This window comes from Ruegeria sp. AD11(2025) (assembly GCF_056542405.1).
In genome coordinates this window covers 22,511-40,177 of sequence record NZ_JBQFZU010000026.1, presented here as the reverse complement: position 1 = coordinate 40,177, position 17,667 = coordinate 22,511, and the positions used below count along the sequence as shown (strand labels likewise).

Annotated in this window: 18 protein-coding genes and 1 pseudogene; 10 read left to right on the top strand and 9 right to left on the bottom strand. The window is 56.4% G+C overall.

Annotated elements, in window-relative coordinates; translation table 11 throughout:
• Positions 1-25: 25 nt before the first annotated feature.
• Entirely contained in the window at positions 26-1,423 is a 1,398-nt protein-coding gene (locus ACR1XY_RS19430; RefSeq protein ID WP_170337131.1) for an amidohydrolase family protein, read from the bottom strand.
• Positions 1,424-1,555: 132 nt separating this feature from the next.
• On the opposite strand from ACR1XY_RS19430, the gene ACR1XY_RS19425 reads away from it, so the two are divergent.
• Both ACR1XY_RS19425 and ACR1XY_RS19420 read left to right on the top strand, forming a co-directional pair.
• Positions 1,556-2,563, top strand: a complete 1,008-nt coding sequence (locus ACR1XY_RS19425; RefSeq protein WP_170357373.1) for a helix-turn-helix domain-containing protein — start codon at positions 1,556-1,558, stop codon at positions 2,561-2,563.
• Positions 2,564-3,467: 904 nt separating this feature from the next.
• Positions 3,468-3,596 (top strand): annotated as a pseudogene (locus ACR1XY_RS19420) (IS3 family transposase); the annotation flags it as partial.
• 450 nt (positions 3,597-4,046) lie between these two features.
• Here the strand turns inward: ACR1XY_RS19420 and ACR1XY_RS19415 are convergent.
• Positions 4,047-4,253 carry a cold-shock protein gene (locus ACR1XY_RS19415; protein WP_008758035.1) on the bottom strand — a complete coding sequence of 69 codons (207 nt, stop codon included), beginning with the start codon at positions 4,251-4,253 and terminating at the stop codon, positions 4,047-4,049.
• A gap of 215 nt (positions 4,254-4,468) precedes the next feature.
• Between ACR1XY_RS19415 and ACR1XY_RS19410 the strand changes: the two genes are divergently transcribed.
• Together ACR1XY_RS19410 and ACR1XY_RS19405 are read left to right on the top strand one after the other, a co-directional pair.
• Complete coding sequence (locus ACR1XY_RS19410; protein ID WP_480595564.1) at positions 4,469-4,786, top strand: arsenate reductase family protein; 318 nt, start codon at positions 4,469-4,471, stop codon at positions 4,784-4,786.
• 41 nt (positions 4,787-4,827) lie between these two features.
• On the top strand, positions 4,828-5,196 hold the full coding sequence (locus ACR1XY_RS19405; RefSeq protein ID WP_480595563.1) for a hypothetical protein: 369 nt from the start codon (positions 4,828-4,830) through the stop codon (positions 5,194-5,196).
• A gap of 1 nt (position 5,197) precedes the next feature.
• Here ACR1XY_RS19405 and ACR1XY_RS19400 read toward each other — a convergent pair whose 3' ends face one another.
• The 5 genes from ACR1XY_RS19400 to thrS form a co-directional block, all read right to left on the bottom strand.
• A complete protein-coding gene (locus ACR1XY_RS19400) occupies positions 5,198-5,725 on the bottom strand; it encodes a DoxX family protein (protein WP_480595562.1) in 528 nt (175 codons plus the stop codon).
• Positions 5,722-6,483 (bottom strand): HvfC/BufC family peptide modification chaperone, encoded by a 762-nt coding sequence (locus ACR1XY_RS19395; RefSeq protein ID WP_480595561.1) that lies wholly within the window; start codon positions 6,481-6,483, stop codon positions 5,722-5,724. The genes ACR1XY_RS19400 and ACR1XY_RS19395 overlap by 4 nt, the downstream gene beginning before the upstream one ends.
• Positions 6,480-7,337: an MNIO family bufferin maturase gene (gene bufB / locus ACR1XY_RS19390; RefSeq protein WP_480595560.1), complete on the bottom strand. Its 858-nt coding sequence runs from the start codon at positions 7,335-7,337 to the stop codon at positions 6,480-6,482. The genes ACR1XY_RS19395 and bufB overlap by 4 nt, the downstream gene beginning before the upstream one ends.
• A gap of 71 nt (positions 7,338-7,408) precedes the next feature.
• Positions 7,409-7,696 (bottom strand): BufA1 family periplasmic bufferin-type metallophore, encoded by a 288-nt coding sequence (locus tag ACR1XY_RS19385; RefSeq protein ID WP_170325388.1) that lies wholly within the window; start codon positions 7,694-7,696, stop codon positions 7,409-7,411.
• 222 nt (positions 7,697-7,918) lie between these two features.
• The gene (gene thrS, locus ACR1XY_RS19380; protein WP_480595559.1) at positions 7,919-9,877 is read right to left on the bottom strand and encodes a threonine--tRNA ligase; all 1,959 of its coding nucleotides are present in this window, start codon (positions 9,875-9,877) and stop codon (positions 7,919-7,921) included.
• A 194-nt stretch (positions 9,878-10,071) separates the two neighbouring features.
• Between thrS and ACR1XY_RS19375 the strand changes: the two genes are divergently transcribed.
• From ACR1XY_RS19375 to ACR1XY_RS19360, 4 genes are all read left to right on the top strand, one after another.
• On the top strand, positions 10,072-10,821 hold the full coding sequence (locus ACR1XY_RS19375) for an alpha/beta fold hydrolase (protein WP_480595558.1): 750 nt from the start codon (positions 10,072-10,074) through the stop codon (positions 10,819-10,821).
• Positions 10,821-11,813 carry an alpha/beta hydrolase gene (locus tag ACR1XY_RS19370; RefSeq protein WP_480595557.1) on the top strand — a complete coding sequence of 331 codons (993 nt, stop codon included), beginning with the start codon at positions 10,821-10,823 and terminating at the stop codon, positions 11,811-11,813. Before ACR1XY_RS19375 ends, ACR1XY_RS19370 begins: the two co-directional genes overlap by 1 nt.
• Before the next feature lie 20 nt (positions 11,814-11,833).
• A complete protein-coding gene (locus ACR1XY_RS19365) occupies positions 11,834-12,448 on the top strand; it encodes a hypothetical protein (protein WP_480595587.1) in 615 nt (204 codons plus the stop codon).
• Between the two features lie 85 nt (positions 12,449-12,533).
• A complete protein-coding gene (locus ACR1XY_RS19360; protein WP_480595556.1) occupies positions 12,534-13,250 on the top strand; it encodes an alpha/beta fold hydrolase in 717 nt (238 codons plus the stop codon).
• Here the strand turns inward: ACR1XY_RS19360 and ACR1XY_RS19355 are convergent.
• Together ACR1XY_RS19355 and phaZ are read right to left on the bottom strand one after the other, a co-directional pair.
• A complete protein-coding gene (locus tag ACR1XY_RS19355) occupies positions 13,241-13,825 on the bottom strand; it encodes a DUF6151 family protein (protein ID WP_480595555.1) in 585 nt (194 codons plus the stop codon). The two genes, ACR1XY_RS19360 and ACR1XY_RS19355, sit on opposite strands and share 10 nt — an antisense overlap.
• A gap of 5 nt (positions 13,826-13,830) precedes the next feature.
• The gene (gene phaZ / locus ACR1XY_RS19350; RefSeq protein WP_480595554.1) at positions 13,831-15,102 is read right to left on the bottom strand and encodes a polyhydroxyalkanoate depolymerase; all 1,272 of its coding nucleotides are present in this window, start codon (positions 15,100-15,102) and stop codon (positions 13,831-13,833) included.
• A gap of 114 nt (positions 15,103-15,216) precedes the next feature.
• On the opposite strand from phaZ, the gene ACR1XY_RS19345 reads away from it, so the two are divergent.
• Both ACR1XY_RS19345 and ACR1XY_RS19340 read left to right on the top strand, forming a co-directional pair.
• Positions 15,217-17,019 (top strand): PHA/PHB synthase family protein, encoded by a 1,803-nt coding sequence (locus ACR1XY_RS19345; RefSeq protein ID WP_480595553.1) that lies wholly within the window; start codon positions 15,217-15,219, stop codon positions 17,017-17,019.
• A 131-nt stretch (positions 17,020-17,150) separates the two neighbouring features.
• The gene (locus tag ACR1XY_RS19340) at positions 17,151-17,597 is read left to right on the top strand and encodes a phasin family protein (RefSeq protein WP_480595552.1); all 447 of its coding nucleotides are present in this window, start codon (positions 17,151-17,153) and stop codon (positions 17,595-17,597) included.
• Positions 17,598-17,667 lie beyond the last annotated feature (70 nt).

The window sequence follows — 17,667 nt, the reverse complement described above, 5'->3', positions numbered from 1 at the left end:
AATGCTCTCCGGCTGCTTTATCTGGTCAATCCAGTGTGTTTTTGTAGATCACACCGTCCTTCATGATCAGGCGGATTGTTTCCGGGCTGTCCGGCCTCGGGTCCGCACCAAACCACTGATCACCCGTTCCGACGACAGAGAAGTCTTCGAGGGGGTTGCCGTCTATCAGCAGGATGTCGGCATAGGCACCTTCTTCGATCACACCCAGTTTGCCTTCCGGATAGGGGTTCATGAAATCACCGCTAAGTGCCGCGATCTCGCCACCTACCGAAGTTAGGGTTACCATCGACGCATAGGGGCCGAAGAAATGGTTATTCAGATGTTTCTCGTAGGCGATCTGGATGTTGCACGCTTCGACCGACCCGACGCAATCGGTTTGGAACCCTCGCGGCGCCGGGCATTCCTTCATGCTTGGAATATAGGCTTCGAAGGTCGCCGAGGCCGATTTGGCCTTCCTCAAACTGTTGGGGTTGTTTTTCACGGACGGAACATCAAGTAGGCCTGGATCAAATGCTGTGATGTTCGTCGTGATGTACGCTCCTTTTTCTTTCATCAAAGCAGAAATCTCGCAGTCAAAGTGAAATCCGTGTTCAATGGTTCTGACCCCTGCATTCAGGGCATTGATGATCGCTTCTTTGCGGTAGGAATGTGCCATGACATAGGTGCCGTACTCGTTGGCAACCTGAACAGCGGCCTCGATCTCTTCTTTCGAACCGGCGAGCAACTGCCATGGATCGAATGCCGAAATCACCCCACCTGATTGCATGAACTTCAATTGCGTGGCACCCATGCGCAGGTTGTTGCGGCCATACATGTAAATTTCGTCAACACCGTTGACCTGTTGGGCCATATTCAGAGTCCCAAAGTTGGTCACCCCACCCGGCGGAGATGTGAAGGATGCGAAATCGGCGTGACCACCACGTGTTCCGAGAAATGCCCCGGAAGGATAAAAGCGGGGGCCGACGATCTGGCCGGCGTCAATTGCGCGCCGCAGCCCGCCGCCAGCGCCCCCGGCATCGCGAACGGTCGTGAAGCCCTGCATCAGGTACATTTCGGCCATCCGGGTCCCGTGGATGGCGAAATCCTCCCAGGTCGAGTTGGTTTCCATCTCGGCAATCGATGGCCCCATGAGCATCAGGTGCGCGTGATTCTCTATAAAGCCCGGTGTCAGAGTGCGCCCACCGCCGTCGATAACCGTCGCGCTCGGCGCATCAATGGCATCGGTTGAGACGGACTTGATCAGATTGCCCTCGACCAGAACACTGGCATTTTCAATGCGTTGCTCATTCACACCGTCGAAGACATGCACGTTGGTAAACAGCGTTTGGGGTTCTTCTTGATCCTGAGCCTGCGCGGTCGCCGAAAAAGAAAGAACTGCCGCGACAATTGCCGTCGAGCAAAGAGACATTCGTAAGCCGGACATAAGTACTCCCTTCATATTCATGTTTTGCCAACTATAGTCTGGAATTCATTGGCTCGGTTGCCCCTTTTGAATTAGGATGTACGAATGTGACTGCAAAAATGGCCACTTCTTAAAGCTAATCCAACAAGGGTTATGAGCTTGCCTTTCAACTCCACCTCCCGAGAGCATAGCGAGGGCTTTGTTCGCCTCTCTTTAGCCGCTCCCTTTCTGCAATATCTCACCGAACGTAAGATCAATCCGCAACCAGCATTGGATCAGGTCGGCTTGAAAGCTGAACTGATGACTAACCCATCCGTGTTCGTTCACTCCGAGTTGGTTTACGGCTTGGTAAATGCTTTCTCAGAAGTATCAGGGGATCGATACCTAGGACTGAATGTAGGGGAAGCGTTTGACCTACAAGGATGGCCGCCCTTCGCTCAAGCCTTGCAATCTACAAAAACGCTGTTCGAGTTTTTTACCCGCTTTGTTGAGCTCGTGCCGCAGGAGTCCAATTCTGTGCGGCACAGCCTTGTCATTGAAGCAGACAAAGCGACTTATCGTATCGAGAGGCAACAGGAACCAACCGTCCCACCCATTCAGGTGACCGGTTTTGGTGCCGCAATCTATGTACGCCTATTGCAGACCGTCGTCGGAGAGTCCTGGGACTCTTCCCGTGTGCGATGGGAAAGCAGATACATCAATGGGCTGCCTATCGACTACAAAGGGATCGAGGTTGGCCTTGGGACTGATCCCGGAATGCAAATTAGTTTTCCTGTGGAATGGTTGTTTTTGCACCACGTCTCTGAGGGTTCTGCCAAGCCCATAGCATCACTTCGACAAGATGAAGAAGTAACCGTGGTGGCAGCTTTGCGATCTGTCTTACGCGACAAACTGGATGAAACCGATTTGGGACCAGAGATGGTGGCTGGAATGCTGGGAATACAACCGGAACGGTTTCTGAAAGCGCTTCAAAAACAAGGCACAACGCTACCGCGCGAAATCAAACGGCTGCGTATCGATGTCGCCAAGGAGCACCTCAAACAAAACCAGATGACAATTGCAGAGATCGGACTGATGCTCGGCTATTCTGACAAGTCCCATTTCACTCGCTTTTTCCGAGGTCAGACCGGAATGACACCGACCAAGTTCCGAAGCAAGTAAATGTGGTCGAGCCAAATGAACGCTTCGAAGATTAGGTCCTCGTGGGATCAGTTCGGAGAAGTTGTAGTGCGACGTTGAACAGGTTAGTCGACGACATGAATGGTTGGTTGCCACCGCCGATACAACCTCTGCAACTGGCCGTTTCGTTGTGTATTTCGGAGTTAGCAAAGCTTGGTTGCGAAGGTCCGCTTCGGGCTGACTGCGGCCTATCTAAAAATTTCAAAAACCGGTGACACTTACCCTTGTTAGGACTGCCTTGGGGCGAGTTCTCCTCACTCATCCGCGCTCATGCTTTTTCGCGTTAGCCCATCTTCTGAGGCGAACTGAGCTGCTTTGACGAGGAGAAAGGCCACCGTAATGACGTCTACCTCGCAACGTTTCTCGAATTCTTCGGTCGTCTTATTGGGCCTTTCTTCCGACATTCCCATCTGTATCTGACGCTTTCGGGCAATTGGCTAACTTTGCATAATAATTCGTCGCTCTAGGAAAGCCAGTTCTCGGGCGTGCGAGCGCTTCTTCAGGAGAGGCTCTATTTCCGTCCTCCAGCGCAAGTGATTTGCAATGGTGTAGAAGGACGGGAGACCGGCTCTGATACTCCTCATTGTTCGTTTGGTTGTGTGTCATTTGACAATCCATCCTGCTCATCGTCAGACGTTGTTTCATTTTCCCGAATTGCCATCTCTGCGATTTTTCGAACCAGATACCAAACGCTACTTCGGCGCATGTGACCCTTAATCCAACCGGTGACATCCTTGGCCGGGATATCGAGATGCGGTGCTTCGTCTTCGAATACTCTGACCTTGTCGTCGGAGATATCCTGGTCTTCCCCCAGTGAAGTGGTCCTCCACTATGTTTAGGAAAACGGAGGGATCACATGGCCGACAAGTGACCCAAGCCAGAGGAAATTGTCACGAAGTTACGACAGGTTGAGGTCCTTACTGGGCAAGGTATGCCGCGTCTGGATGCGATCCGGCAAATTGGTGTGACTGAACAAACCTATTACCGCTGGAAGAAGAAATACGGTGGTATCCGCGAAGGCTGACCGCCCATATCGCTTGTTTAAACGAGGCGTCATGAAGCTGTAAGACTCAATTCATGACGGTTTCTACCGTGATCCGAACCATTTGCCTGTGCCTTGTGCTTGCACTCAAAGCACAGGCCAAGTCCTTGATTGCCGAGGTGATTTGCTAGCCCGCCGCCCGGATACACGAAAAACTTGAACGTCAGTTCGGTTGGGAACGCGCGGCGACCGGCACTCGCGGGCCTGAACAATTGATGGAGGTCTGGACCAGAAACCCGGTGACTGGACCATGTTGGTCACCTATGTCACCGGGACATCTTGCATCGTGGCGATGGAACAAGACTGGTAACTCATGCCAAAGTCGACCCGGCGCGAGGCTAAGGTTCTCTAACCTTTGAAGATTGGCCAACGGCCGGTAATTGGCCGTTGGCCTGTTTTGATAACCCGCAGAATGCGGTTGTTTTACAGTGGCTTCAAATCAGCTGCCATTTGGCGGCCGTCGCGTCCGTCTTGCAGCTCGTACGAGACTTTCTGATTGTCAGCGAGCCCGGTCAGACCGGACCGTTCAACGGCCGAGATATGAACAAATACGTCCTTGCCGCCTTCATCGGGGGCAATAAACCCGTAGCCTTTCGTGGTATTAAACCATTTCACGGTGCCAGTTGGCATTTCCCGTGTCTCCTTCTACTTTCACGTTGTCCCACAAAATTGGTGGGGTAGTGGTTGACGCCGCCGCAACACATCACCGCATCGCCCACACGATACAGCCCGAATTGCGTGTTTCGTCTTTTTCAACATTGCACGGTGAAGTAAAAAATCAAGAATTACCGAAACGATCAGGCGAAATTGCCGAGAATTGAACCAGATACAGGAGAACTCCGCAGATGCGCCTCTATGGCCTGAAGACCTGTGATACGTGCCGCAAGGCATTGAAATCACTTCCAGATGCTGAATTTGTCGACGTTCGGGCCGAGGGTGTGCCGGATTCGGTGCTTGCGCGGGCTTTTGACGCCTTCGGCGAGGCTTTGCTCAACACCCGCTCTACAACTTGGCGGGGATTGGGTGATGCGGATCGTGCGCGGCCTCCGCTAGACCTGCTGGCCGATCACCCGACTTTGATGAAGCGTCCCCTGGTCGAGCGGAACGGCACGCTGTATCTGGGTTGGACGGCTGAAACGAAGGCAGGGCTTGGCGTTGCGTGAACGGGTAACTATGTGAATTGACGTAAGTTAGAGGGTTTTAAATGCGCAACGCAGCTATGATTCTAGGCGTCATTGCCGGTCTGATCGGTATGATTGTGGGCTTTTTTGGCTATGGCCGTATCGAACTGATCGAGCATATCGGAGAGATCGACGGACTACTGGAGCAGTCGAAAAACCCGGGGTTTATTCAGGCTGTGTCGATCTTGGCGCCTCTTCTGGCCATCGCAGGTGGTGCGATGGCTCATGCACGAGCCTTGGTCGGAGGCGTGTTGTTGTTGGTTTCGGCAACGGGGATGTATTACGCCTTTGGTTTCAACGTTTTCACCATGTTCCCGGTGGCGTTTGCGGCCGTGGCGGGCTTCCTTGGGCTGGCCGCAGGTAAACCGGACGAGCCCAAGGCACATTTCTAAATCACTTGATCCGAAGGACGCGGTCTAGCGACAGTGGGCCTGCGCCGTTGATCACGATCACCAGCAGTAGGAATGTCCACAGTGTCCGATCGTCCAGCAAGCTCACGGCGTTGGTAAAGTAGCTTCCCAGTTCGGTGCCATGCCCGTTGACGTCCACGATGGTCTGAACCCAGACAAACGTGACCATGCCCAAGGCTGCGAACCGCGACAGCAGACCAATCACGATCAGAGCGGGCAGCAGGAATTCCGCCCAAGTTCCTGCGACCGCTATGGCCCAGTGACCAATACCCAGTTGCGAGCTGTCATAACCGACAGCTTCCATTGCCTTGGGGAAGATCTGTACGTAGGCACCGTCCGACGGGGACAGGAAGCCAAAGAAGCCGCTGCCCAATTTGGTTTTCGCCGAGTTCCAGTAGTACACCAGCAATGTTGCTGCAAAGACCAGCCGGGCCAGGGTTGGTGTCAACCAGCCGGCGGTCATTTCCAACCGTCCCAGGGTGTTGTTGTGCAATGAGATCAGGGCAGTCATGTTGCCAGCCTTTCGATAGTCACAGAGGTTATTGCGCCGCCCTGCAAAAGCAGCGCCAGAGTGGCCCCAAGGTCAAAATCGGGGAATTTGGCCGCCGTTTCTTCAAACGCGTCGCCAATTGTTTGCCCGGCCTGAAGTCCCGCAATCCAATATGCGCCGCCCGTCGGCAGCAGGTGTGGCGCCGGATCATAATCAGGCCGAGTGATCAGAACGGACTCGGGGCCGGGTTCGGGTTTGGGCGCGATCTCTTCAGTGTTGAAGTGCCAGATCGAGAAGACCGGCCAGTTCGAGTTCAGAACCTGCATCGACGGGGCAAAACCCAGCCGTGCCCGCATGATATCTTCCGGCGGCACGGCCAACGCATCTTCCGGGGCGGGTGTGCTGTCCGCCGCATGGTATGACCGCCGCAATGCCAGTTCCAAACGCGCCACGTCGGGCAGGTAGCCCAGATGGGAAAGCTGTTCCATTTCGGTCAGGAAGTCCGGAAACGCCTCGCCATAGAACATCATTAGGGGCGAAGAGGGGGGATGCTTGCGCAGAAATATTCCCGACAGACCATCCATGTTCTGCGCTCCCAAAAGCTTGGTGATCACCGGAAAGGCCTGATGCATCGCCTCTGTCAGCGACACAGCCACGTTGTTCCGGTAGACGCTGAACCGGCGTCCGGCGGGTTGGGCGGCGGCGTCCAGCAGCCCTTCGGGTATGGCTGCCGACGGGTCCAGCAGCGCGGTATGGAAGGTTGTTTGCGAAACACTCATGCCGGGATGCGGTCCAATGCCGCCTGTGCGCGGTCTGCCTCGGTCCGCAGAATGGGCCAGTCGGGGACGTCCGTGTCCCATTCGATCAGCACCGGTTTCGGGCCCGAGCGTTCCAGTACGTAATCCAGTAAGGCCCAGACCGGATCGACCACTTCGCGCCCGTGGCTATCGATCAATAACGGGTGGCCGTGGTCGTCTTCATCCTCATCATGCCCGCCAAGGTGAATCTCGCCAACCTTGTCCAGCGGATAGGCTTCGATATAGCCTTGGGGTGAGAAATCCAGATTGGTGGCCGAGACAAAGACGTTGTTCACATCAAGCAATAGACCGCAGCCCGTGCGACGCGCAATCTCGCGCAGAAAGTCCGGTTCGGACCATGTGCTTTCCTCAAACGCCAGATAACTGGAGGGGTTCTCCAGCAGCATCTGCCGCCCCACGGTTTCCTGAACTTGATCGATATGGTCGCAAACGCGCTCCAGTGTTTCATCAGTATAGGGCAGGGGCAGCAGGTCATTCAGGAAATGGCTGTCATGGGTGGACCAGGCCAAATGCTCGGAAAAACTGGCAGGGTTCAGCCAGCCGACAAGGTGTTTCAGGCGCGCAAGATGGTCAGGGTCCAAGGGTCCTTCGCCACCGATTGACAGGCCGACACCATGGACGGAAATTGGGAACTGCTCTGACAGGTGCCGCAGCTGTGCAATTGGGCGACCGCCATCGCCCATGTAATTTTCGGCATGAATCTCAAGCCAGGCGACGGGGTTTGCGTGATCCAGAATCTGCGCAAAGTGCTGTGGTTTATAGCCAACGCCCGGAGCGGCCGGCAGCCTGTTTGGTCTGGTCGAATTGTCCAACATGTGCGCGCCCTCCAATCACGAAAAAGAGGCGGACGATATGGCCCGCCCCTTCGGTTCTCGAAAGCTTGGGCTTATGCCGGCAGGTCGCGGTCCAGCGGTTCCAGCGAACCCTTGCGGTTGTCCGGCAGTTCGATATCGGCGCAAGTGCCCGCGTCGACCAGAGTCCAGGCGTTGCCCTGATAATCCACGGTTGAGGTGCCCGCGCAGGTGGTGCCGGGGCCAGCTGCGCAGTCGTTCTGACCGGCCAGCGATACGCCATAGCATTTCTCTTTGGCTTGTGCGGTGGCAGTAGTGGCGGCGCCCGAAACGGCGGCTGCGACTGCGCTTGCGATAACCAGTGTTTTTGCGGTGTTCGACATCTCGGTAATCCCTTTTGATGACTGCGTATGTCTGCTTGTGACAATGACAAAGGTAGTGCTTGCGAGGCTGCAGTTGAATTCACGAGCCCGTGTCTCACAACCCCGTCAGGACATGACATGCCCCCTTGAAGGTTAACAAACTGTTTTTGAAATGAAAAATGGTAAATGTTTCAATCCGGCCCCAAATCCGGGGCCGGATTTCCGGCAATTTGATGCCGAATGTTACAGCAAGTCGGGCGGGGTTGCCGCCTGGGAAAGCTCATTTGTTACAACGTCAAGCGGTTGAACCTGCGTCTGTTTTTCGCCCAAACGGCGGACACTGACGGTGCGCTCCTCAACTTCACGGTGGCCAACGGCCAGAATGACCGGCACTTTGCCGACCGAGTGCTCGCGGACCTTGTAGTTGATCTTTTCGTTGCGGATATCCGCCTCGGCGCGCACGCCAGCGGCCTTGAGTGTTTCGACCACTTCCAGCACATAGTCATCGGCCTCTGAGGTGATCGAGGCCACAACGACCTGACGCGGAGCCAGCCAGAAAGGTAATTTACCGGCGTGTTCTTCAATCAGGATGCCGATAAAGCGTTCGAAAGAACCCAGCGTCGCCCGGTGCAGCATGAACGGACGGTGCTTGGCGCCATCTGCGCCGATAAAGCTGGCGTCCAGACGTTCGGGCAGGTTGGGGTCAACTTGCAATGTTCCGCACTGCCACGTCCGACCGATCGCGTCGGTCAGAGTGAATTCCAGCTTGGGCCCGTAGAACGCGCCTTCGCCTTCAAGGACCTCATAGTCATAACCGGCTGCCTTACAGGCATCACCCAGCGCCTTTTCGACCAGATCCCAGCTTTCATCCGATCCGATCCGCTTTTCCGGGCGGGTGGACAGTTTGATCGTCCAGTCGTGGAAGCCCAGATCTGCATAAACCTTGGACAGGAAAGCGATGAACTTGGCGGTCTCGGATTCAATCTGATCCTCGGCGCAGAAGATGTGCCCATCATCCTGCGTAAACCCGCGCACACGCATGATCCCGTGCAACGCCCCCGACGGTTCGTACCGCGCGCAGGATCCGAACTCGGCCATGCGCAAAGGCAGGTCGCGATAGGATTTCAGACCCTGATTGAACACCTGCACGTGGCAGGGGCAATTCATTGGTTTAAGTGCGTTGATCGCCTTTTCGCGGGCGTGTTCCTCGTCGACTTCGACGATGAACATGTTTTCCTGATACTTGTCCCAGTGGCCTGATGCTTCCCACAGCTTGCGGTCAACGACCTGAGGGGTGTTCACCTCGACATAGCCGTCGCGCTCTTGCATCCGCCGCATGTAGTCCTGCAGCGTGGTGTAGATTCGCCAGCCGTTCGGATGCCAGAAGATCTGGCCGGGGGCCTCTTCCTGCATGTGGAAAAGGTTCATCTCGCGACCCAGCTTGCGGTGGTCGCGCTTTGCGGCCTCTTCCAACATATGCAGGTGAGCTTTGAGCTTTTCTTTACCGGTAAAAGCGACGCCATAGATACGCTGCAGCATCGCGCGGTCGCTGTCGCCACGCCAATAGGCGCCAGCGATGGACATCAGTTTGAAAGCGTCGCCAGGTAATTGGCCGGTGTGCTGCAGGTGCGGACCACGGCACAGGTCTTGCCAGTGGCCGTGCCAATACATGCGAAGCGGCTCGTCACCCGGAATGGACTCGATCAACTCGACCTTATAGGGCTCGTTATTGGCCTTGTAGAACTCGATCGCGCGCTGACGGTCCCAAACCTCGGTAGTGACGGGATCACGCTTGTTGATGATCTCTTTCATCTTTTTCTCGATGAGGCCGAGATCTTCGGGCGTGAACGGTTCCTCGCGGTCAAAGTCGTAATACCAACCGTTTTCGATGACCGGGCCGATGGTGACCTTGGTGGCTGGCCAGATCTCCTGCACCGCGCGCGCCATGACATGGGCCAGGTCGTGGCGGATCAGCTCATTGGCCTGTGCTTCATCCTTCATGGTGTTGATGGCGATTTCGGCATCAGCGTCGATGGGCCACTGCAGGTCCCAGTGTTTGCCGTTCACAGTGGCCGAGATGGCCTTTTTCGCCAGCGATGTCGAGATATCGGCAGCCACCTGCGCTGGCGTGACGCCTGCGTCAAAGGAACGTGCATTGCCATCGGGAAAAGTCAGAGAGACGGATTTTGAATCCAGGGCCATATCGGCTCTCCTCGTCGGTTCGGCGCCCACTGAACGCCCGGTTGCGGGTTATATGTGTTGGGCTGATTTGGCAGGTGCAGCATAACCTGTCAAGAGCGGAAGGGGCGGGTACTAACGCAGCGGGACATCTGAATTCGGGAATTGCGACCACTGGGCTGCCGTGCATGATGTCACTCAAAGAGGAAGAGGGATTTATGGCAGCGACGGATTTTCTGGAAACACCGCAGGGGCGGCGATTGGCCTATCACAAGAGCGAAGGCACTGGTCCGACCATCGTTTTCCTGGGTGGTCTCAAGTCGGATATGGAAGGCACCAAGGCCGTATATCTTGAGGCTTGGGCGCAGGCACGGGGACAAGCATTCTTGCGCTTCGATTATTCCGGTCATGGCGAAAGCTCAGGGACGTTTGAAGAAGGTAGTATCGGTGACTGGCATCAGGACACGGTGGCGGCCGTTTCCGAACTGACCGAGGGACCGCTGATTCCAGTCGGATCCTCAATGGGTGGGTGGCAGGCGCTGTTACTGGCCAAGGCGATGCCCGCGAGGATTGCGGGAATGGTGACTGTTGCAGCCGCGCCGGACTTTACCGAAGACGGCTATTGGGCCTCGTTCAGTGACGCGCAAAAGGCGGCTCTGGATACCGTCGGTCATGTGGAGCTGCCCTCGGACTATATGGAGCCCTACATCATCACCAAGCGGTTGATCGAGGACGGTCGGCAGCAGCTGGTTTTGCGGGACGCGCTGGAGCTGCCATTCCCGGTCCGGTTCCTACAAGGCACGGCAGATACAGCAGTAACCACCGAAACGGCCATGCGTTTGCTGAACCACGCCAGCGGGGAAGACATGCGCCTGTTGCTGGTCAAGGATGCCGACCATCGCTTTTCAGACGGCCCTTGTCTTGGGTTGATCGAAAACGCGGTGCTTGAGGTGATGAGGAGTACCTGATGCAGCGTTTGGGATGGATAATTGGCCGTCTGCTGCTGGGGCTGATTGTCCTCGGCGGGTTGATCTACTGGTTCGGACCGCGCGAGGAAGTTGATCTGCACCCGCGCTTTGATCCGCGCAAATTCGGGGAGGGGGTTCAGGTTTATTTCGAAAGTACCGAGTCCAGTTTTGACGACATCGTTCCGGGTGTTGAAAAACGGGTGGTCTGGCAGGACGGTTTCAAAGAACAACGTACGCCGATCTCGGTCCTTTATGTGCACGGCTTTTCGGCTTCGTCCGAGGAAATTCGGCCCGTGCCTGACTTGGTGGCCGATGCTCTGGGGGCCAATCTGGTTTACACCCGGTTGCAGGGTCACGGACGGGATGGTGCTGCGATGGCCGGGGCAACGGCGTCAGGTTGGATGCAGGACATGGCCGAAGGGCTGGCCGCGGCGCGGGCCGTTGGGGACAAGGTTGTGGTCATGTCCACCTCGACCGGCGGCACGCTGGCTGCAGCCGCCGCCTTGGATTCGGAGCTCAGCCAGGACGTTGCAGCGATGATTTTTGTTTCGCCAAATTTCGGAGTGAACACGCCCGGCGCGTGGCTTCCCGGTTTGCCATGGGCGCGTGACTGGTTGCCGTTAGTGATGGGAGAGGAACGTGATGTCTCCAGCCCGGACCCCGAAAAGAACACCTATTGGACGTCGGTCTACCCATGGGAGGCCGTGGTGCCGATGACCGTGCTGGTTGAAACCGTCTATGCGCTGGACTTTTCCGGCGCACAGGTGCCAGCGTTGTTCTGGTTCTCGGATGACGATCAAGTGGTGCGACCGGATCGGACGCACAAGGTGGCTGACAGCTGGGGCGGATCCTCGACGGTCAATATTGTGACGATGGGGCCGGGGGACGATCCCGCGTCGCATGTGATTGCCGGGCGGTTGATGTCACCGGGACAGACAGACGCTACTGTGACGGGCATTCTGGACTGGCTCAAAGGGATAGGTGTGGAGTAGCGATGCGCAAGCCGGGCAGCATGTGGAGCCTTGAAACGCTTGGCCGCGTGCGCCTGTCCCGGCATTTCTTCATGCGGGATTTCCTGTATTCCGAGATCGGGAATTTTCATGAAAAACAGAACCTTCCCGACAATCCCGATCTGGCCATCGAAACCGGCCGCGCGTTTTGCCGGACCCTGCTGGACCCGCTTGAGGAAACCTTTGGGCGCGTTGCGGTCCGGTCAGGGTATCGCTCGCCCTCGCTGAACCGGTTCGGGAATGAGAACCGTCTGAACTGCGCCCGGAACGACAACCCTCTGGAATGCCATATATGGGATCGGGGGGAGGGCGATGCTCGGATTGCAGGCGCCTCGATCGTTACTCCGTGGTTTGCCGATCAGTTTGAGGCCGGGCGAGATTGGCGGGATCTGGCGTGGTGGATGCACGACCATTTGGACTACTCTGAAATCTGGTTCTTCCCCAAGCTTTGCGCGTTCAATCTGGTTTGGAGGCCCAACCCTCTCCGCCGCATCGACAGCTATATCGTGCCGCGCGGCTGTTTGCTGCGCCCGGGAGCCGAGCCGGATGAGGATTTGCGGACGCGTCGTCAGAGATACGCGGATTTTCCAACGTTCCGGGGCATAAATTACCCCTGAAGTTTAACTTGCCCGAAGCAACAAAACGTCTCATCCTGTTAGCAATGAGTACAGGCCGAAAAGGTCGAATAATACGAGGCCCCGCGTGATCGAGCCGCTGGTTTTATTGCCCGAAATGATGTGCGACGCACGGATTTTTGAACATCAGGTCAATTGTCTGTCGCGCCAGCGCGCTGTGATGGTCGCGCCGGTTTCACTGGGGGAACGAATAGAAGAGATCGCCTCGACCCTGCTGGATCAGTTGCCGCATCGCTTTGCGTTGGGCGGGCTGGGGATGGGTGGTGTGGTGGCGCTTGAGCTTATTCGCCGCGCGCCGGACCGGGTGTCGCGCCTGTGCCTGATGGCGGTGGATGCTCAGGCCGATACACCTCAACTGGCAGCCGCGCGCGAGGAACTTCTCGTCGGGGCTAAGGCGGGGCGGCTCGAGGACGTGATGCGGCGGATCATTGGGTCAGACACGCTGGCCCCCGGGCCAATGCGCATTCCCATTCTGAACGGGCTGATTGAAATGGCGCTGGATATGGGGCCTGCGGTGTTCGAGCGTCAGATCCGTGCCTTACAGCGGCGCCCGGATCAGCAGGGCGAACTGCGACGCATCACGGTGCCGACACTGGTACTTTGCGGCGCGCATGACACGCTGACACCGCAGCGAAAACACGCATTCATGGCGGACCTGATCCCCGACGCTGAGCTGAAAGTCATCGAGGGGGCTGGGCATCTGCCGACGCTGGAAGCGCCCCATGTTGTGAATGACTCTATGGCCCAATGGTTGAGAGCGCCCGCGCGGGCGGCCTATGTGTAATACTTCGCGCGCTCAGCCTTGCTGAGGATCGTTGGGGTTGCCACGGGTTCACCCTTGTCGATGTCGAAGAACGGTGTGTTTCTCCAACTGCCCGACACCCAGGATTTCGTCAGGCGTGTCAGTAGTCCAACCACCGCATAGCGCATTTTTTCTTGTGACTGCTTGCCGTCCGGCTGCGGAACAAAGCCACGAGTGGTGATCGGGCCAAGCGCGCCGGGATCGGCGATGCGTTTGACGATGAATCCGGCGAAGGGGACCTTGGCAGTTCGCGACGTCGTCGCAATAGGGGCATTGCAGCAATCCGCGTACCATCGCAGCATCCCCTTGGGGCTGAGCTGCATTAGCGCAAGATATTCTGCGCCATTGTCGATGCGGATTTCTTCGGGGCTCATTTGCAGAATATCGACGGGGCCGGGGGCCGGATCGGGTTGCCCGAAATACAGCTGAGCTGCACGGCAGTCATGGCAGTAGCACACAACATGGGTGCCGGTTCGAACACCGGCAGCCGTGATATGCCCACTCAGGGTGCCGCAAGTACAGGAGAAGGGCGTCGTCTCTGCCGCTCTCCTGCGCATGGGGGTCAGGCGACCTTGTTGCTGTTGGCGGCGCGGCGCGAAGACTTGCGGGAATTCGTATTCATGAAGTCGATCACCAGCGGTCGGATATTGTCGCGCCAGCTGCGCCCGGCAAAGATGCCATAGTGACCGGCGCCGGGTTCAACATGGCTGGCCTTTTTCGAATCCGGCAAACCGGTGCACAAGCCCAGTGCCGCGATGCACTGGCCCGGGGCCGAGATGTCATCATTGGCGCCTTCGACCGTTTTGACTGCAACATCGGTAATCTTGCCGATATCGACCTTGTGGCCGGCAACCACAAATTCATTCTTCGCGATCTCACGGTTCTTGAAGATACGCTCCACCGTAGACAGGTAAAACTCGGCGGTCATATCCATGACGGCCAAATATTCGTCGTAGAACCTGTTATGGGCATCGTGATCCGAGGCCTCGTTGCGCATCACGCGCTGGATCTGGTCCGAGAACGCCTTGGAGTGGCGATCCGCGTTCATCGACATGAAAGACGCCAGTTGCAACAGGCCGGGATAGACCATGCGGCCAACACCCTTGTATTTGAAACCAACGCGCTGGATCATGGTTTCTTCCAACTGGCCCATGGTGACGCGGCGGCCAAAGTCGGTCACGTCTGTGGGGGTAGCGTCAGGATCGACCGGGCCACCGATCAGGGTCAGGGTGCTGGGCTGCGCCTTGGGCTCGAGCTCGGCCAGATAGGCGGTCGCGGCCAATGTCAGCGGAACCGGCTGGCAGACGGCCACAACATGGGTGTCCGGGCCAAGTTCTTTCATAAAATCGACAAGGTATAGAGTGTAATCCTCAACATCGAACTTGCCTTCGGACACAGGGATGTCGCGCGCGTTATGCCAGTCGGTTATGTAAACCTCGCAGTTGACCAGCAGGCTTTTCACAGTCGACCGCAGCAGCGTTGCATAATGGCCCGACATCGGCGCAACCAGCAGAACCTTGCGGGGCTGTTCTTCGCGACCGTTCACCCGGAAATGGACAAGATCACCAAAGGGGCGTTCAACGACAGTGGTGACGTCGACCAGGTGATCCTTGCCGTCTTCGCAGGTGAATGTGCGAATGCCCCAATCGGGTTTTGCGACCATGCGTTGGAATGTCCGCTCGGTCACCTCACCCCAGGCAGCCATCATGCTAAATGCGGGGTTGGGCACCATGGAGAACATAGGATAAGATGCAATGGCGCTGGCAGTTGCGCCCATCCATTGGTTGGTGTTGCGCATCGTTTCCATCAAGTCGTATGTCATCATGTAGCGCATGAAAAAGGGGCCTCCTGCGTGTCAGCCTATTATGTTCGGACCATTCGCCGCTTTGCCCCCCGAGACACACGACGTTATTCTGCATAGCAGCAAGGTTAGGGGGGAATTGTTAAAATGACAACAAGTGAAGACCAGATGCCAGAAGTGACCGAAGAAAACATTGAACGCCTTAAAGAAAACATGGAGAAGGTCGAAGAACTCTCCAAACGGTTGATCGATGTCATGGCGGTGAAAACGCCGCATACCCCTGCCTTGGACGGCCCGAATCAGGATCTTTTTGCAAAGGCAGCATCGGCCTATTGGACCGAAGCATGGCAAAATCCCGCCAAACTACTGGAGCAGCAGATAGAATACTGGGGGAAATCGGTACTGAATTTTGCCGAAGCGCAACAGGCGTTGACCAAGGGCGAGGTCGAAGACGAGGAACCCAAACCCGATGACAAACGGTTTTCCAACCCCCTTTGGGAAACCAATCCCTATTTCCGCCTGATCCGCCAGCAATACCAAACCAATTCCGAAGCCATCGCCCAAGCTGTCGCCTCGGTCGAGGATATGGATGCAAAAGACAGGCAGCGCCTGCGGTATTTCTCACAGCAGATTGTCGACATGATGGCACCCACGAATTTTCTGGCAACGAACCCGGACGCGCTGCAAAAGGCCGTCGAAACAGAGGGCCAGTCGTTGATCAAGGGGCTTGAAAATCTCGTCTCGGACCTTGAGGCCAACGATGGCGAACTGGTGGTGAAGCTGGCTGACGAAAGTGCATTCGAAGTCGGTGGCAACCTGGCGACGACCCCTGGAGACGTGGTGTTCCGCAACCGCATGATGGAACTGATCCAGTACAAGCCTGCGACCGAAACGGTCCATGAAACGCCGATCGTCCTGTTCCCGCCCTGGATCAACAAATTCTACATTCTCGACCTGAAAGCGCAGAACAGCCTGATCAAATGGGTGACCGAGCAAGGCTATACCCTGTTCGTCGTAAGTTGGGTCAACCCGGATGAAAGCTATGCGGACACCGGGATGGAGGACTATATTCAGGACGGGTTCCTGACCGCGATCGAAGAGGCCAAGAAGATCTGCAAGGTCAAGCAGGTCAATGCGATCGGATATTGCATCGCTGGCACCACGCTAAGCCTGACGCTGGCTCTGCTGAAAAAGCGCGGTGACAAATCGGTCAAGTCGGCCACATTGTTTACCGCGCTGACGGATTTCTCCGAACAAGGTGAATTCACGCCCTTCCTTCAGAACGACTTTATCGACGGAATCGAGGAAGAGGTGAACAAAGTGGGTGTGCTGCGGTCGTGGATCATGGCGCGCACCATGTCGTTCCTGCGCTCGCGCGACCTGGTCTATGGCCCGGCGATCCGCAGTTATATGCTGGGTGAGGTGCCGCCGGCCTTTGATCTGCTGTTCTGGAATGGCGACGGTGCCAACCTTCCTGCCAGGATGACGGTTGAGTATCTGCGCGGCCTTTGCCAGCGCAACGAATTCGCCACTGATGGGATTGAGCTGTTCGGGCACAAGTTGAAACTCAGCGACGTGGATGTGCCGCTGATGGCGATCACCTGCGAGACGGACCATATTGCGGCGTGGAAAGACTGTTATCGCGGTGTCCAGAAGATGGGGTCGCGGAACAAGACTTTCGTAGTTTCGGAATCCGGCCATATCGCGGGCATTATCAATCCGCCCAGCAAGAAAAAATATGGTCACTACACAAATCCGGAATTGAAGTCGGATGCCGACACCTGGCTGAAAGAGGCTGATTTCCACGAAGGCTCGTGGTGGCCCCTGTGGGAAGCGTGGCTGAAGAAACGTTCGGGCAAGCAAGTGCCCGCCCGCGATACCGGTGATTCGGACCATCCTCGTTTGGCCCCGGCACCTGGCACCTATGTTATAGCCAATCCAAACGGCTGATTTCATTTTGAAACTTAAGAAATTCTGCGGCGCAGCAAGAAAAAACTTGAAATGCTGCGCCGCAGCATTCATATTATCCTCAAGCTGATGAAAGCCGGGGTGGGCCCGGTTCGGCAAGAAGGATTAATACAATGGCAAAGACTCAAGACTTTACCGCGACCATGAAAGAAATGATGGGCGCGTTCCCCGTTGACACGACTGCTCTGGAAGGTGCTTTCAAGTCGACCGCTTCGCTGAACGAAAAGCTGTCGGGCGTTGCTCTGGAAGCTGCTGAAAAGTCGGCTGAAATCTCGAACAAATGGACCAAGGACACCCTGGCCAAACTGACCGAGATGTCGAAAGCAAAGGCCGAGCCGGCTGACTACGCAAAAGCCGCAACCGATTTCGCCAGCGCTTCGGCTGAAGTTGCTGCTGAAAACATGGCTGCTTTCGCTGAAATCGCGAAAAAATTGCAGACCGAAACCGTCGAGCTGCTGATGGCTGCAGGCAAAGAAGCTGCTGAAGACGCAACCGCTGCCGTCAAGAAAGCAACCAACGACGTGACAGCAGCTGCCAAGAAAGCTGCAACTGCTAAATAAGCAAGGCCGCGAGGCGCACCCGTTCCTCCCATCTGGTGCAATCGCGTTGGGCAGGTCTTTTGACCTGCCC

Coding starts and splice junctions, on each gene's coding strand:
- ACR1XY_RS19405 (WP_480595563.1), top strand. CDS start 4,828: ATGCGCAACGCAGCTATGATTCTAGGCGTCATTGCCGGTCTGATCGGT.
- ACR1XY_RS19370 (WP_480595557.1), top strand. CDS start 10,821: ATGCAGCGTTTGGGATGGATAATTGGCCGTCTGCTGCTGGGGCTGATT.
- ACR1XY_RS19355 (WP_480595555.1), bottom strand. CDS start 13,825: ATGCGCAGGAGAGCGGCAGAGACGACGCCCTTCTCCTGTACTTGCGGC.
- ACR1XY_RS19410 (WP_480595564.1), top strand. CDS start 4,469: ATGCGCCTCTATGGCCTGAAGACCTGTGATACGTGCCGCAAGGCATTG.
- ACR1XY_RS19365 (WP_480595587.1), top strand. CDS start 11,834: ATGTGGAGCCTTGAAACGCTTGGCCGCGTGCGCCTGTCCCGGCATTTC.
- ACR1XY_RS19385 (WP_170325388.1), bottom strand. CDS start 7,696: ATGTCGAACACCGCAAAAACACTGGTTATCGCAAGCGCAGTCGCAGCC.
- ACR1XY_RS19395 (WP_480595561.1), bottom strand. CDS start 6,483: ATGAGTGTTTCGCAAACAACCTTCCATACCGCGCTGCTGGACCCGTCG.
- ACR1XY_RS19400 (WP_480595562.1), bottom strand. CDS start 5,725: ATGACTGCCCTGATCTCATTGCACAACAACACCCTGGGACGGTTGGAA.
- ACR1XY_RS19415 (WP_008758035.1), bottom strand. CDS start 4,253: ATGCCAACTGGCACCGTGAAATGGTTTAATACCACGAAAGGCTACGGG.
- ACR1XY_RS19345 (WP_480595553.1), top strand. CDS start 15,217: ATGACAACAAGTGAAGACCAGATGCCAGAAGTGACCGAAGAAAACATT.
- thrS (WP_480595559.1), bottom strand. CDS start 9,877: ATGGCCCTGGATTCAAAATCCGTCTCTCTGACTTTTCCCGATGGCAAT.
- ACR1XY_RS19430 (WP_170337131.1), bottom strand. CDS start 1,423: ATGTCCGGCTTACGAATGTCTCTTTGCTCGACGGCAATTGTCGCGGCA.
- ACR1XY_RS19425 (WP_170357373.1), top strand. CDS start 1,556: ATGAGCTTGCCTTTCAACTCCACCTCCCGAGAGCATAGCGAGGGCTTT.
- ACR1XY_RS19375 (WP_480595558.1), top strand. CDS start 10,072: ATGGCAGCGACGGATTTTCTGGAAACACCGCAGGGGCGGCGATTGGCC.
- phaZ (WP_480595554.1), bottom strand. CDS start 15,102: ATGCGCTACATGATGACATACGACTTGATGGAAACGATGCGCAACACC.
- ACR1XY_RS19340 (WP_480595552.1), top strand. CDS start 17,151: ATGGCAAAGACTCAAGACTTTACCGCGACCATGAAAGAAATGATGGGC.
- bufB (WP_480595560.1), bottom strand. CDS start 7,337: ATGTTGGACAATTCGACCAGACCAAACAGGCTGCCGGCCGCTCCGGGC.